Source organism: Nocardia coffeae (genome assembly GCF_019890715.1).
Lineage (GTDB): Bacteria > Actinomycetota > Actinomycetes > Mycobacteriales > Mycobacteriaceae > Nocardia > Nocardia jiangxiensis.
Genome location: NZ_JAINZY010000035.1, coordinates 1 through 12,386 on the forward strand (window position 1 = coordinate 1; position 12,386 = coordinate 12,386).

At 63.6% G+C, this 12,386-nt stretch carries 12 protein-coding genes; 7 read left to right on the forward strand and 5 right to left on the reverse strand.

The genetic code is table 11. The annotated features are described in order from the left end of the window. Positions 1 to 726: 726 nt before the first annotated feature. Both K7711_RS46585 and K7711_RS46590 read right to left on the reverse strand, forming a co-directional pair. Positions 727 to 1,137 (reverse strand): DUF1801 domain-containing protein, encoded by a 411-nt coding sequence (locus K7711_RS46585; protein WP_222979537.1) that lies wholly within the window; start codon positions 1,135 to 1,137, stop codon positions 727 to 729. A 131-nt stretch (positions 1,138 to 1,268) separates the two neighbouring features. Then, entirely contained in the window at positions 1,269 to 2,543 is a 1,275-nt protein-coding gene (locus K7711_RS46590) for a DUF6602 domain-containing protein (RefSeq protein WP_222979539.1), read from the reverse strand. 634 nt (positions 2,544 to 3,177) lie between these two features. On the opposite strand from K7711_RS46590, the gene K7711_RS46595 reads away from it, so the two are divergent. From K7711_RS46595 to K7711_RS46610, 4 genes are all read left to right on the forward strand, one after another. Continuing rightward, positions 3,178 to 3,555: a hypothetical protein gene (locus tag K7711_RS46595; RefSeq protein WP_222979541.1), complete on the forward strand. Its 378-nt coding sequence runs from the start codon at positions 3,178 to 3,180 to the stop codon at positions 3,553 to 3,555. Positions 3,556 to 3,569: 14 nt separating this feature from the next. Beyond that, positions 3,570 to 5,912: an ATP-binding protein gene (locus K7711_RS46600; protein ID WP_222979543.1), complete on the forward strand. Its 2,343-nt coding sequence runs from the start codon at positions 3,570 to 3,572 to the stop codon at positions 5,910 to 5,912. Positions 5,913 to 5,934: 22 nt separating this feature from the next. After that, positions 5,935 to 6,189 carry a YbaB/EbfC family nucleoid-associated protein gene (locus tag K7711_RS49515; protein ID WP_222979545.1) on the forward strand — a complete coding sequence of 85 codons (255 nt, stop codon included), beginning with the start codon at positions 5,935 to 5,937 and terminating at the stop codon, positions 6,187 to 6,189. A gap of 528 nt (positions 6,190 to 6,717) precedes the next feature. Then, positions 6,718 to 7,053 (forward strand): histone-like nucleoid-structuring protein Lsr2, encoded by a 336-nt coding sequence (locus K7711_RS46610; RefSeq protein WP_222979548.1) that lies wholly within the window; start codon positions 6,718 to 6,720, stop codon positions 7,051 to 7,053. Positions 7,054 to 7,395: 342 nt separating this feature from the next. On the opposite strand, the gene K7711_RS46615 is transcribed toward K7711_RS46610, so the two are convergent. Beyond that, positions 7,396 to 8,064 (reverse strand): hypothetical protein, encoded by a 669-nt coding sequence (locus K7711_RS46615; protein WP_222979550.1) that lies wholly within the window; start codon positions 8,062 to 8,064, stop codon positions 7,396 to 7,398. A gap of 417 nt (positions 8,065 to 8,481) precedes the next feature. Between K7711_RS46615 and K7711_RS46620 the strand changes: the two genes are divergently transcribed. Then, positions 8,482 to 8,967 carry a hypothetical protein gene (locus tag K7711_RS46620; protein WP_222979551.1) on the forward strand — a complete coding sequence of 162 codons (486 nt, stop codon included), beginning with the start codon at positions 8,482 to 8,484 and terminating at the stop codon, positions 8,965 to 8,967. A 429-nt stretch (positions 8,968 to 9,396) separates the two neighbouring features. Here K7711_RS46620 and K7711_RS46625 read toward each other — a convergent pair whose 3' ends face one another. After that, positions 9,397 to 9,921, reverse strand: a complete 525-nt coding sequence (locus tag K7711_RS46625) for a DUF2199 domain-containing protein (RefSeq protein WP_222979552.1) — start codon at positions 9,919 to 9,921, stop codon at positions 9,397 to 9,399. Between the two features lie 247 nt (positions 9,922 to 10,168). On the opposite strand from K7711_RS46625, the gene K7711_RS46630 reads away from it, so the two are divergent. After that, entirely contained in the window at positions 10,169 to 10,801 is a 633-nt protein-coding gene (locus tag K7711_RS46630) for a hypothetical protein (RefSeq protein WP_222979553.1), read from the forward strand. A gap of 244 nt (positions 10,802 to 11,045) precedes the next feature. Further along, the gene (locus K7711_RS46635; RefSeq protein WP_222979554.1) at positions 11,046 to 11,549 is read left to right on the forward strand and encodes a hypothetical protein; all 504 of its coding nucleotides are present in this window, start codon (positions 11,046 to 11,048) and stop codon (positions 11,547 to 11,549) included. 79 nt (positions 11,550 to 11,628) lie between these two features. On the opposite strand, the gene K7711_RS46640 is transcribed toward K7711_RS46635, so the two are convergent. Continuing rightward, positions 11,629 to 12,276 (reverse strand): hypothetical protein, encoded by a 648-nt coding sequence (locus K7711_RS46640; RefSeq protein WP_222979555.1) that lies wholly within the window; start codon positions 12,274 to 12,276, stop codon positions 11,629 to 11,631. Positions 12,277 to 12,386 lie beyond the last annotated feature (110 nt).

Below are 12,386 nucleotides of genomic sequence, written 5' to 3' on the forward strand. Positions count from 1 at the left end.
ACCGGCGAACACTGCCATCGCGGCAACGGGCAAGGCGCCCACGACGAGCACTCGCGCCGCCTTGACCAGGGCTTGACGAACCATTTTCTTCCTAACGTTCTCCCCCGGAGGCCCCGGGGATCACTCCTACATCGGGTGATGGCCGCTACGCGCCGACCGGATGAATGGGCGGCATCGCCTGGGCCAACTTCGAGCACCGAGCCAGACACTACTGCGGACCGGGCGAATTCGTCTGGCGTTGCGGGAATTTCGTTCAGTGGGCCGCACTCAGCGCGGCCCACGCCAAACCGACCACTGGCACCGAAAACGCCGTTCCCACCGGCCACACCGGCCCGGTTGGGCGGTGGCCTGCACGCACCTCGTCGGCCACCCAGTCACCGTCACAACGGTCGGCCTACCCACGTTAGATCGCGATCTCAGACCCATATTTGCGTCCTGCCAGGGACACGGTGAACACAGGAACGGATCCCAGAGGCAGGGCAGCGGCCTGATTGTGACCGGAACCATAGGTCACTGTACAACTATCGGCTGCCCGATTCGGACAAACGAAACCCATCCCTCCAGCAGGGCGATGAGCAGAACGAGGCCGACACCCTGGCTACAGGTCGCGTGGGTGGACTAGACGGAGTGCTCGACGACGTCGGCGATGCGTGATACGGCGATGCGCGGTATCGCCGATTATGTGCCATTCGTCCGAATATGCAATATCAAGTCCGCCGTGCTTGGTTACGACAACTTCGCGATGGCGCTGCTACGGCGTGCAGCGCGCACCAGATCCTGGAACTCATCGTCAGGAATGCGCGCGGCGTCCTCGATGTCGAGCTTGATCGTCCCTTTTCCTGCGGCCAGTTCAGGGTGACGCAGGGACAAGCCGCCGTCACGGCTGGGAGATACATACAGCGATAGCCCATGCTTGCGTGCCCCGAGGTTGAGGCGGCGGCGCCCAACTCGGTAGGTGGGCATTCCGTACGACAGCACCACCTCAGCGTCGGGGCACGTGTCGATGATCAGCCGGTGTAGACGATCGAACAGCGGTTGGGACGCACTGTGGATTTCGTCGCGGTGGCGCTGCACGGCTTCATCCATGACGACACTGTCATCGTTCCCGATCTGTACTTCAAGCTTCGTCACTGTCATGGTGTCCCTCCGCTAGGCTCCTGTCGATTTCCGCGTCTGGTGATCGTGGGGTGGCAGCGCCTGTCACTTATCGCTGACGGAGTGCAGAAGTCCGTCGCCGACCAGCGCCGGACTCTATCGACGATGCTGGGTCAGTTCCAGGTGGTAATAGGATTCTGGCGCCGCGGAACGATCTTGCCCACCAGCTCGGACAGCAGCTCGGGATCCTCGACCAGGCGGCCACGGAAGCCGTATCGTCCCCACAACGGCCCGACGTAGCGATCGATCTGGATTACCGCACGGGTGAGTCCGCTGTGTGCGACGACGGCGTAGTCGATATCCCGCCATCGGGCTGAGTCCGGGTTGAATTTCCAGAACACCCGGGCCGCGTCGAGCAGTTGTTGCTGGGTCATGCCTTCGAAGAATCCGTGACCGGAGCGGGTGTGAAGTCCTCCACCCCAAGGCGTTTCGTCCCAGGAGTCCGGTTGCTCCACCCACCCACCGAGCGTTATGAGCATCACCCGCCGAGACGTCTCGAGCAGCTCCGGCTGGGCGGCGATCGGTCGAACCGAAAGCTCGGGTGATTCATCGGGCTCGATCCTGACAGGCGACGCAGGCAGTGACGCGAGACTGAAAGATACCGGCAAGTCGGTGGTCTCGCCAGTCTCCCTGTCGCGGAACAGACTTGAGACAGGGTCCTTGGCAGTCAGTTCGGCAATAGTGTTACGCATGAACGCATAGTTCAAGGTGGGCAGGCTCACCTGGGCGTCGAGGGCCGCCCACAGCCACAGATATAGAAGGCTGGTGGGAGACATCCCGTCGACATTCACCGTGAGCACGCCTGTCAGCTGCCTGCCGGTGATGTCGTACGCCGTCAACGGTGTGAGAACGTCCACAGCGAGCACCGCATACGCAGGGCCGCCGGGCCGACCATCCAGGACGAACGCAGCCGGCCACAGCTCAGGATGCCGATCCCCCACGGCAGCAACAAGATCGGCAACCCAGGACGGTTTGTGGCCCTCCGCTCGACCGGCGACGATGACGAAAGGCAGCCGACATCGCCCCGACACTTGGGCCGCGAGCCTCGCAGCCGTTCTCTCGATATCCTCCCGATCAGCCAAGTTCGTCTTCACCTCGCCGGCAACAAGAATCACCTCGGCGGGAAAGACCGTCGCCGATCCCTGATCGAGAATGCTGGGTATCGGTGCGTGAACGACCAGATCCAGTTGCTTGCCGTCGACCCGATCCACGTCGAGCAGTCCGGTCCCCACGCGATATGGCGGCGGGACAAGGCTTGCCATCAACTGACGGACGGCTTCCTCGTACTCATTCCCCCGACTCTGGTGATGATAGGCGTGCTGGAGCTCGAGTAGCGCGGCCCGGAACCGCAGATCCAACGCCGCGAACACCCCGTCATGCGATGCCATGCCCAACTCCCCCCAGACGAATACCGAAACCCGCTCGTATATATCACGATCGGTTGACGACGGGGCAGATGGCACCCCGTTGCCTCGTATCAAGTTGCCCGCGAGCGTGATTTGTTGAGCCCCGATTGTCGGCGCCACCAAACCGCGCCACCTCGCCGACGCCGCCGCCGCGCTCGAAATCCGCCTCACCGACAAGGAGATCCGCTCCCCGGAAGAGCCCTACATCACCCGCACCCCGGTAGCCATTTCGCCGCAGCACGGCTCGTCACCGAGTCCGATAGCACTGCCTACCGACGATTGCGACGCCTGGTCATCGGCGACGCCGAACCTGCGGCCCGGCCCTGTACGCCTGGCGGCCTGCACTGGCGCACGGAAGATCAACGGGCCGAGCGACTCTCGACCGCCGGATGGGGGAGGCAACTCGATGCCCGAACAGCTCTGCTCGCCCACGAGTTCGGGCTCGACCCCGATGGCACCTGCCACGTTTGCTTCGATGTGAGTGCTGCTCCAGGGCTCTCTGAATCCGCAGGACTCTTAAAACGTGCCGCCCACTCAGAAGTGTTCCGGCGGCAGAACCCGTTGCCGCCTCTAGGATGAGGGGGTCTGGTAACCGAGTCTTGCCGAGGTGGGGGTTATGGAGCCGGTGTCGTTGGGGATCGCTGCTGGGGCCTTGCTGGCGTCGAAGTTCGGTGAGGGCTTCGCGAAGGATGCCGGTGAGAGCACTTGGAACACAATCAAACGACTACAGGAAGTAGTGGCAGCGAGACTAAGCAGGCGTACCGAATGCGATACCGCCACAACCACATTGCCGATGCCACAGGACATGTCGGCGATGGCTGCCCGGATCGAGGCGGCTGCTACAGCCGACCCGCATTTCGCTGCCGAAATTGAACGACTGATCGCCGCGGCGCGGCAAGATCGTGCCGCCGACCTGTTCGTGGCCCAGGCCTTCGACCAGGCACGACAGATCAATATCTACCGCGACAACACCGGCACCATCAACCTCACCTAACCGAGGGAATTTCGTTGGCCGAACATCACGCCCGCGACCACGCCCAACAAGTCAACATCGGCCGCGACAGTACCGGCACCATCAATATCACGACGATGCACCACACCGGGCAACCGCGTCCGATCGTGACCGCTGCGCTGTGCCGCAACGTGGGCACGTTCATCGGCCGCGACAGGGAGCTGGAGCGGATCCTGCAAGCGGCAGGTCCGGGACGAGTGCTGTCGATCTACACCATCGACGGAATGGCCGGGGTCGGCAAGACCGCCCTTGCTCTCCGCGCTGCGCACGCACTGAAATCGGAGTTTCCTGATGGGCAGTACTTTGTAGAGCTGCATGCCCACACCCCTGGCCAAGCCCCCGCCGACCCATCCGAGGTGTTGGCAGGCTTGCTGGCCGAGCTCGATGTGGACCCGCGCTACTTGCCGGATAGCCTGACCGGGCGTCAGAACATGTGGCGCGACTGGCTCGCCAACAAACGTGTCCTGCTCGTGTTGGACGACGCTTGCGACCACCGCCAGATCGAACCTCTCCTGCCTGCTAGCGATGGTTGCGTGGCACTAGTGACCAGCCGACGGCGGCTGATCGCGCTGGACGACGCGCTGCCGGTGCCACTGGACGTCCTTGCCCACGCCCCGGCCACCAAGCTGTTCGCCACCCTGGCCCACCGCACACCCGACACCGACGCGGAGCGGGCCGCTGTCACGGAACTCGTAGAGGGTTGCGGGTTTCTGCCGTTAGCTATCGTGCTGCTGGCTAGACGCCTCGCTCATCACCCAGCATGGAGCATCACCTATTTGAGCAGCGTCTTCGCAGCTGCGACGGACCGCCTCGCCGAACTCGATGTCGATCACCGCGCGGTGCGCGCTGCGTTCACACTCTCGTACCAAGACCTCACACCTCAGCAGCAGAAGATATTTCGCCAATTGGGGTTGCATCCCGGACCCGACACCGACGCCCGCGCCGCAGCAGTATTGGCCGGTCTCCCAGTGATGGTGGCACAACGTGAGCTGGAGGCGCTCTACACCGACCACCTGCTCGACGAAACCGGCCCCGGTCGTTATCGGCTGCACGATCTGCTTCGTGAATACACTCGCACCCTCACCGCCGACAACGACAACGCCATGCAGCGTCTGCTGGACTACTACCAGCACACCGCCAGCACAGCGGATCGATACCTCGCACGCCGGACCCGACCCACCCGCGATCAGCCCGCCTCGGATCCCGACACTCCAGCGCAGAACTTCGCCGACGAGATGGCAGCGCTGGCATGGATGCGTCTGGAACGGGCAAACCTACTGGCTTGCCTTGAGCACACTGCGGTGCACCAGTCGGCGCGGATGGTGGAATTGACCGAGCTGCTGGCAGGTTTGCTTGAGCGCGACGGACCATGGCCTCAAGCCCGACAACTGCATCAGCGCGCCGCCGACGCCGCTGAACGTCTCGGCGACCGCCTCGGCCAGGCCAACGCCCTCAACAACCTCGGCGCCATCTACACGAACACCGGGGAATACAGTGCGGCCGCCGAACTGTATGGCCAGGCCCTGGCGATCTACCGGGAGGTCGAAAATCACCTCGGAGAGGCCAACGCCCTCGTCAACCTCGGTCTCATATGTTGGAACATCGGGGATTACGATGCGGCCGCCGAACTGTATGGCCAGGCCCTGGCGATCCATCGGCAGGTCGAAAATCACCTCGGGGAGGCCAGCACCCTTGGCAACCTCGGCATCGTACGCTGGAACATCGGCGATTACGGCGAGGCTACCGAACTGCAGCAGCAGGCCCTCGCCATCTTTCAGCAGATCGGAAATCGCCTCGGGGAGGCCAACACCCTCAACAATCTCGGCATCGTACGCAGGGATACCGGCGATTACCGCGAGGCCGCCGAGCTACAGCAAAAGGCCCTAACCATCTTTCAGCAGATCGGAAATCGCCTCGGGGAGGCCAACACCCTCATCGACCTCGGTATCGCATGCTCGAGAATGGGGGATTGCAGCGAGGCCGTCGACCTGCAGCAGCAAGGTCTGGCTATCTCCCGAAAGATCGGACACCGTCTCGGGGAAACCGAAGCCCTGAACGAGATCGGGATAGTCCTGCTCGAAACTGGCGCTCCGGACGGTGCATTAAGGATGTTCACCGAGGGGCTCGGTGTTGCTAGTGACATTCACAGCCAACGCGAACAGGCTCGCGCCCTGGAAGGTACTGCCCGCTGCCTCGCTGCCCTTGGCGATACACACACCGCTATCGCCCACCTGCGAGAAGCCGTCGAGATCTACAGCCGAATCGGAGCACCCGAAACGGACACCGCCACAACCTATCTCGCCATGCTCGAAGCTCACCCACCATCACCATCGACGTGAGTAATTTTCAGCAGCGACTTGGATGGAGTGGAGCCGGCCGAGAAACGAAAACGTCACAGTCGAATCCGGCGCAGACGGCCGAATCCACGCGATCCGACTCAACGATCGAGCACGCCGCGCCAACCCAGACGAACTGGCAGCCACCATCGCCCAAGCCCACAACGCCGCACTGGACCAAGCGCGCACCGCAGTCACGGACGCAATCGCACGCCTCGAGAGCGATCCCCACATCCAGGCCGCACGTCGCACAATCACAGCGGCGCTCAACGAGACGTAGCGCTCAACAGAGCAGGCCTTCGCGGACAAGAAGTTCCGCAACAACGTCGGGAGCGAAGAACTGTGGCGCTGCCTGGAATACCTTGCGACCCGGAGACACCCTTCGCTGCGCTCGCCCGAGTTCACCCGCGAGCTGATCGTCGACACCCGCGAGCGCCTGGCCGCCGCAAGCACCCGCGGGCAACGCCTCGGACAACGGGGGCGCAATCGGCGCGATCGAACGCACCTATCACACCCCCCTGCGGGCGATCACGCACTCGCCAGTAGGTCTCTGGCACGGACAAGCTGTGCTCGTGCTGGTGGGGGTCACGCAGAAGCTGACGCTCATGTTCGGAGAGCCCGAGTCGGATACCTGGGAGCTGTTGTCGACGCTCCGGGACCGGTTGTAAATCCTTGTGCGGTCATCGTTTACATTCGACCGCGTTGTACCCGCTGCTGCTCGTGCGGGTGTGCCGGTCGAGCGCGTTGCCCGTCGACGTTCTACGCTTGCCGCTGCGGCATTTCCGATCATGACAAGGGAGCGAATTGCATGGCCAAGAAAGTCACCGTCGAACTGATTGACGACTACGACGGTAAGTCCACCGCGCAGGAAACTGTCCTGTTTGGTATCGACGGCGTCGAGTACGAGATCGACTTGTCCGTGAAGAACGCGGGCAAGTTGCGGAAGGCGTTCGAACAGTGGGCTGAGCCAGCCCGCAAGGTCGGCCGGATTCCCAAAGGTAAGAGCAAGGCCAGCAATCGCACTGTGGCGGATAAGGAACAGACCAAGGCGGTTCGGGAGTGGGCCCGCAAGAACGGCTATGACGTGTCCAGCCGCGGACGAATCCAGGCCAGCGTCCTCGAGGCATACAACAAAGCGAGCTAGCCTGGCGCCACCACGCCAAGCGCCGAGGGGACCGAACCAGAATTGCGGTATCCCGGTCTGACCCCGGCACTACTGACCAGTCGCTGAGACGGCCACCGTCTCCGGTGGGGGGGTGTTGGACGTTCTCTGTATCCCCGCCGGTGGATCGAACCTGCGACGGGATCGTGGGCGATCAGGGCCGGATCGGGCATCGGCGGGAAGTCGGCTCCGCGGCGTCCAGAGCCTGATGCAGTGTGCGATCGCTGAGCAGCGCCAGGGACGTCGCAACGGAACCATATGCGGCAAGGCGCTTTTCGGAGCACAGGGACGACATGGCCATCAGACTGCCAGCCGGACGCGCTCTCACAGGGCTGGGGTGACGACTTCGACAGCATCGGCCGATCCGACCAGCCGGGCACCCTCGAGCATCGACAGCCGCACCCCCGGTGTGATCGTCGGCCACAGATCGGGGCGGAGGGGGTGCAGTCGAATCATTGCTTCCTCACCGGGCGCGAGAGTCCTGACGGTCTCCAACGTCAAGGGAGCGTCATGGTTCTCGGCATGCATGTCCGGCGGGAAGGCCCAGTGCGCTCGGTAACCGGAGTGCAGCGGAGCCCGGCGACCACCCTGCTCGGTGGTCAGGAGCTGTAGTCGTGCGCGGATATACCCGCGTTCGGATTCGGTTGCGGTCCACCGGTTGTGCTCGTGGTCAGGGCCCTGGGTGCGCCAGGAACCATCCGGATACTGCACTAACTCGCGGTCACCCGAACGGGGAACCAGTGGGCCCAGTAATAGATTCAGTTCGTCGTCTGTCCTGGTGCCGCCGTGTCCGAGACCCACCCAGTCAGCGGCGTCCTTCATCGCGTTGATGGAGATTTCGAACGCATGAAACATGTAGGCGGCGATCTGAAAATCGCGGCTGTCGGCAGCCCCGAGCTCGCGCACCAACCATGTGGCCACTGTTGCGGGACTGTCTCCGTGCCGGGCCCGTGTTCGTAGCTCACCGACGATGGTCTCCCGGTCGTACATCACTACGGTCAGCCCTCCTTGCCGCTGGCGATCGCGGTGCGACCCCGTTCAGCCTATCCGGATCTTCGACTCATCAAATATCCGCACATGCCGCTTATCGAGATAGCGCCCACCGGGACATTGCGAACACGGGTACGGGTTCCCCGGGGTGCGGACGACGGGTGTTTGTGTCCCACATCATAGGTAACTGTGTAATTATTGGCTGTCTGATCCGGACAAACGGAGCCCACTCTTCCAACTCGGCGATGAGCGGGCCAGGATGACATCCGGCTGCAGGTCCTGCCGGTGGCGGACGTAGACGGAGTGCTCGACGCCGACGATGCGCGGTATTACCGAGTAGCGCGCACTTCCCGTGTGCAACAAGACTGTTCATCGGTAGGCTCACCCTTCGGCACCAGATACGGACACGGGGGTGGCACGATGACGCCAGCGATCATGGCGGCGATAGCCGGAATACTCGGAATCGCAATCGGCCGTTTCTGGGACACCAGAACAGAGTCTTCACGATGGCACCGTGATCAGAAGACCACGAGCTACCAACGGTTCGCCGAACAGTTCCGCATCACCTACGAAACGCTTCGCGCCATTGCCCTCACCGACCCGGAATCCCCTGCCGCAACCGAAATGATCCGAGAAGCACGAACCAGCAGCTTCCAACCCTGGGACAGCGCGTGCGCTGCGGTGTGGCTGCACGGTGAGGTCGATGTGGTTACGACAGCATCCGAGCTGGACCAGGCGCTGACGGAGCTTGCCGCGAAGGCCCAGGAGCACCTGCTAACAGTGGCTGACTGGAACGCGGCGCGAGTTCCCGCGCGGGAGGCATTCGAGCGCTTCGTCCACGCGGCACGACATGAACTGAACCTTCCGGCGGTGGCGGTGAGGTTCATCATCGACGCCGAAAACTGACACCGTTGCGCGATTGGCCCGTACATGCCGCGAGATGCTCGGTTCGAACGGCTACGGATCGCCGCCGACGCGCCGGGCTAGCTGTATACGTGACTGTCCGGCGATGTGCCGGAAGGGAGTGAACCCCGGAAGCAAGTTCGCGCCGGCTACCGGGTTCGCACGGGTATCGCCCCGCCGATCGCTCAGCTTGACTCGACGACCGTACCCAATCCCTGCTCCACCTGCTCGACTCCGCCGTCGCCAACGCGGTGCGATTCGCCGGCGCACAAAACCGGAAATGACAGACAGCAAAGGGTTGGGCTACTGCCATCGGGCCCCACCTGCACGACGCGGAGACGGCGATGGACGTGTTCTTACGCCCGCTCGAGGAATACCGGACGACCAGAGAGCCTGAATCCTTCGTCATGAACTCGAATCCGGTAGCGGTCATCACCTCCGAGGATGCTGCAGCTGCTCAGCGATGGCTTGCACTCGGGCGAGAGTGATGCCGGACCGTTGTTCCACCGCCAACGGGTGGTCGGTGGGTTCGAGTTCGACCGTCGGACGAACACCGACGGGCTGACTGTGCATGAGGGTCTTCAAGTTCAGCGTCGTCGGCTCGTAGGTCGGCAGCTCGGTGGACAGCCAGCCAAAATACGGGGGTTCGTGCACTCGCTCCGGGCTTGTCCACAACTGTGTCGCGTGGGTGAAGTTGGATTGGCTCAGCGAAATCCACACTGCCCATTCGAAGTCGTTCTCCGAGTCCACGACCGGCAGAATCAGGCGGGCTCGAAGGAAGAAACGCTCCTCACCGATGACGCACCGCTCGCCGTCGAGACTGTTACCCCGACCGCCCTCGAGGTCGTCATTCCAGTAAGCGGGCGCGAGCACGCCATAACCGAAGGGCAGCCCATCATGTTCCTCGCCGCAGCAAGAGCAGAGGAACCCGAAATCCGATGACACGCTCCACAGCATAGGAACCGGTAGTCAGTCGGTGAATCGCGACGGCGTTGATCGGTGAATCTTGACGGCACCCCAGATGACCGAGAGGTCCCATCGGGGATATCCGACGCCATGTTCATGCTTGACATCCAGCTGCGGCTGGTTCGGATCGCCCGCCCAGTAGCAAGGGTGGGTATCAATGCCGATGATGTTGCGAATCCCCTTCCCGGCGTAGAACTGCGTAGTAGATGACGTAGGTAGGCGTGGTGAGGTGGAGTAGATGGGGCTGGCGCGAGATGAGGCATTGGCGCTACTGGCAGAACGACTCTCGGCCCGGCGACGGCGCGGTGCCAAACGGTTGCGTGCGCTCGCCGACCCGACGACAGCAGCCCAGGTTCGTGCCGCGCTTGAACGCGAAGTGCTGGACAGGCGCACCTGGGAGACGCAGTATCAACTGATCATGGCCCTGGGCATGACTGGTGACCGCGACGACGTTGAATTCTTGAAAGGACTGGCACACCAGCCTCGCGCCGCGACGGCGGTGAACACCGCGCTCGGAGACGCGATCGTCCGACTCGGTCGTGCTACCGACAACGACCCGGCTCCCCTGTTGTGGTGCCTGCAACAAGATGTCGAGCTGTTCGCTGACGGCGCGCTGCGCGCGGTCGCGATGCTTCGACTGAGATTTTCCGATGCCGCGGTCGGCGACGTCTTGGACTATGCCGAGGATCATTTCCACGATCTCGACCATCAATTCCTGCCGTACTGGCCGGTGGTCGCGGCGGCTGGCTGGTCCGGGCCCCGGGTGCAGGCATTTCTGACCCGATGTTCACAAGACGACCGGCAGCTCATCGCAGACGCCGCGAACGATGCCCTGAACGGTCGATATGGAAACCATGTGAGCGTCCTGTAGCGCGAGGGCCAGAGCAGACGCGTTGATGCGCGTGGCGCCCGCGACTGACGAAGCTCGACGAGCACCACGACGTCGCTCTACATGACGTCCGCCTCCGCGCACCCACGACGTCAGACTTCGCCGATGCCAACAGATCTCGGCCGCACCGCCCGACGTCAGAATTTACCGACAATCGCCGTCAGGATTCACCAGCGTAGCCAGAACGGGCAATCCGCTACCTGGAACTCCCTGCAGAGGATCACCGATGACCCGCCATTTCGACCACTACGCGAGCCGGACTCCGGCGCCGGGCACCGTCGCAGCCTGGCTCGTACTCGGCATCGCCCCCACCGAGCGCGTCCCCTGGTGGGCCGCGCAATGGCTCGCCGACGGCCACGACGGCCCAGCGCTGCGGGAGCTGGCGGGCCTGAACGGGCGCGACCCCTATGCAGTGCGCGATGTGCTGCCCGCGGCCTTGGCCGAGGCCGGTGTCGAACTGCCCATGCCGCTCGTCGCCGCGGCGAGTGAAGCCTTCGCGCTCCTCGCCGAACTGCACCTGAGCGGGCAGGCCAGCGCACGATGGGTCGCCCAACAAGTCGAGCACATCGCCAGCCGCACCGACTACGACCACGAAGTCCTCACGCTTCCCCTCGGCCATCTCTACGAGCTCGCCGACGAATGGGAATGGGACGACGGCTGGGGCCGCACCGAGGAGGAACTCCAAGCCGAAGTACGCGAACGCTGCATCGAGCAAACACAAGCCACGTAGCACCCGCGAGGTCCTTGTGCCGACAGCTCCGGACATCCGTGCTCGGAACTACGGACACCGACAATCGCCTTCGAGCGTGTCAGCACCAGGGCAGGCGAAGCGCTTCGAGTTCCGGTTTCGCCTGGAGCTCCTCGGTCAGCTCGGTCGGGCCGGCCACCTTGGTGGCGCACAGGTCCCAATCGGACCAGGTGATCCAGGATCGGTTAGCAGCCCACAGGTTCGAGGGTGAGCCGACGCCGCTGGGATGGTCGTACAGGTCCGCAGCGCCGCCGAGGGTGCCCGAGACCGTGACTCCGGAGTCGAACTCACCGCTGACCGCGGGGCCGAAGTACGCCACGCACAAGGTGTCAGCACCGTCCGGGGACCACGCGATCAGAACATCGATCAGCGCCTGCCACGACTCCCGATCGAGGGAGCCCTCAGCGGGCGGGCGGATGCTCACCGGCCAACTCCCGCCCGCACGTGCGCCAGAAAGGCTACGGAAACTGGGGTACCGGCCCTCGACAACCGCCGACTCGCCCGGCCGGGCCGCGAGTTCGGTCCAGCGCAGCCTTTTCCAGCCCGGTCCGGGGTGCTCGGAGCGGCCCAGCTCGTTGCCGATCACGACCGAGTTGGCCTCGAGGTCGAAGCCGGGGACCACCGTCGGCTCCTCGAGTCCGGCAGCCAGCCGCTGCCGCCACTGCTGGTCGTAGGTGATTTCCGCTGAGCCCGACTCGCGTTCGTACATCGCGTTCAGCAGCCACACCGCGTCCGGTCGTGAGTCGATCTTGTATCCACACCACCCGAGATCAGTTTCGGGCGTACCCAGCTACGAAACCAGTTCTCGATCAGCGACAT

What these genes read in the sequence shown, in the direction of transcription:
- K7711_RS46585 (WP_222979537.1), bottom strand. Translation starts at nt 1,137, where the DNA reads ATGACAGTGACGAAGCTTGAAGTACAGATCGGGAACGATGACAGTGTC.
- K7711_RS46590 (WP_222979539.1), bottom strand. Translation starts at nt 2,543, where the DNA reads ATGGCATCGCATGACGGGGTGTTCGCGGCGTTGGATCTGCGGTTCCGG.
- K7711_RS46595 (WP_222979541.1), top strand. Translation starts at nt 3,178, where the DNA reads ATGGAGCCGGTGTCGTTGGGGATCGCTGCTGGGGCCTTGCTGGCGTCG.
- K7711_RS49515 (WP_222979545.1), top strand. Translation starts at nt 5,935, where the DNA reads ATGGAGTGGAGCCGGCCGAGAAACGAAAACGTCACAGTCGAATCCGGC.
- K7711_RS46610 (WP_222979548.1), top strand. Translation starts at nt 6,718, where the DNA reads ATGGCCAAGAAAGTCACCGTCGAACTGATTGACGACTACGACGGTAAG.
- K7711_RS46620 (WP_222979551.1), top strand. Translation starts at nt 8,482, where the DNA reads ATGACGCCAGCGATCATGGCGGCGATAGCCGGAATACTCGGAATCGCA.
- K7711_RS46625 (WP_222979552.1), bottom strand. Translation starts at nt 9,921, where the DNA reads ATGCTGTGGAGCGTGTCATCGGATTTCGGGTTCCTCTGCTCTTGCTGC.
- K7711_RS46630 (WP_222979553.1), top strand. Translation starts at nt 10,169, where the DNA reads ATGGGGCTGGCGCGAGATGAGGCATTGGCGCTACTGGCAGAACGACTC.
- K7711_RS46635 (WP_222979554.1), top strand. Translation starts at nt 11,046, where the DNA reads ATGACCCGCCATTTCGACCACTACGCGAGCCGGACTCCGGCGCCGGGC.
- K7711_RS46640 (WP_222979555.1), bottom strand. Translation starts at nt 12,276, where the DNA reads ATGTACGAACGCGAGTCGGGCTCAGCGGAAATCACCTACGACCAGCAG.